A 1,845-nucleotide genomic window follows, 5' to 3' on the forward strand; every position below is an offset into this window, starting at 1 on the left:
CCGCGCCGAGGGTGCTCTCGGCGGCGTCGGCCGGGATCGCCGTCGCCAGTGCGGTGATCAGGCCGAGGGCGCCTAACGCGCCGGTGATCAGTGCCCGGCGGCGCGCGCCGCGCGGCCGCCGGGCGGTCGGTGGGGACATGGCGTTGACACGCATGGTTCGAGCCTCCAAAGGCGAATCATGGGGGAGGGATCGTGCGGGGCGCGACCCGTGCGCCGGTGGGGACGCACACCACAGGCGCCGGGACGGTAGTCCGTGTGCTGGACGCCGCCGATCCGATAGGGGGACCACCTCGGGCACTCAGTGTGAGAATGGCGGCCGAAAATTGTCAAGGACGCAGTGAAAATTTCCGGCTCCGCCCGTGCCGTTCGTCTCGATTGAGCAGGTGCAACGTGCATCTTGGTGCCCGGAAAGTTTCGTCAGCTCCTGTCGTGGGGAGGCGGATGAAAGTTTCATGGCGACGCTCTCGCCGGCCCTCTCGATAATTCAAGGTGAGCGGGCTCGGCGGTCGCCTCCTCCGGTCGCCGCGCGTCACGGCGCTCTTGACAGCGCCGTTCCGGCTCGTATTTGCTCCCTCCGTCCCTTCCATCGGCCCGGAAGAGCTCGACCGGTCAGCGCCTTTGTTAGCGCTAACAGACGAGAGGTGGATGCATGAGACCAGGCGAATCGCGCAGGAGAAGGCGCGCGGGCATCGGAGCCGCGCTGGCGGCTGTGATCACGGCGGCGGCCACCACGTTGGCCATGTTCCTCACCACTGCTCCGGGAGCGTCGGCGGCGGCCTTGACCGAAGTGACGAACTTCGGGAGCAATCCCGGCGGACTGCGGATGTACCTCTACGTCCCCGACAGGGTGGCGGCCAGGCCGGGCGTCCTGGTGGCGATGCACGGCTGCAACGGCTGGGCTCCGGGCTTCCACCAGGGCACCGAGTTCGCCTCGCTGGCCGACCGGTACGGCTTCATCGTCATCTATCCGCAGGCGAACAAGACCGCCAACGGCCTGTCGAACTGCTTCGACGTGTGGTCGAACGAGGCTCTGCGGCACGGCGGAGGCAGTGACCCGGTGTCGATCGTCTCCATGACGAACTACGTGCTGCAACGCTACGGCGGTGACCCGCAGCGGGTGTTCGCGACCGGTTTCTCCTCCGGGGCGATGGAGACCAACAACCTGCTCGCCACCTACCCCGACGTGTTCAAGGCGGGAGCGCCGTTCTCGGGTGTCCCCTACGGCTGCCTCGGGCCGGCCGGATGTGGGGACAAGACGCCGCAGCAGTGGGGTGACCTGGTCAGGAACGCCTATCCCGGCTACACCGGGCCCCGGCCTCGCGTGATGGCCTGGCACGGCACCGCCGACTCCGTCCTGCCGTACACGATGTTGCAGGAGGAGGTCGACCAGTGGACCAACGTCCACGGACTGGGCCAGACCCCCGCCTCCACCGACAGTCCGCAGTCCGGCTGGACGCGGCGGGTGTTCGGTTCCGGGCAGGTCGAGGCGTACACCGTCGCCGGCGCCGGTCACGACCTGCCCCACCCGGGGATGGCGGCGTACGCCATTCGCTTCTTCGGCCTGGACGGCGGGTCGTCCACCACGACGCCGACTCCACCACCCGCAGGTCAGATCAGGGGAGTGGCCTCCGGCCGCTGCGTGGACGTGCCCAACGCCGCCACCACCGACGGCACCGCCGTGCAACTGTGGGACTGCAACGGCCGCACCAACCAGCAATGGACCCAGACCTCGGCCGGAGAACTGAAGGTGTACGGCAACAAATGCCTGGACGCCGGCGGCACCGGCAACGGCGCCAGAATCCAGATCTACTCCTGCTGGGGCGGCGACAACCAGAAATGGCGCCT

At 68.4% G+C, this 1,845-nt stretch carries 1 protein-coding gene; it reads left to right on the forward strand.

Annotated features, from left to right (window positions below; translation table 11 throughout):
- Positions 1-649: 649 nt before the first annotated feature.
- A partial coding sequence (locus ACWCSU_RS52765) for an extracellular catalytic domain type 1 short-chain-length polyhydroxyalkanoate depolymerase (protein WP_449945239.1) occupies positions 650-1,845 on the forward strand: 1,196 nt, incomplete at its 3' end.

Source organism: Nonomuraea sp. NPDC001699, from assembly GCF_053596455.1.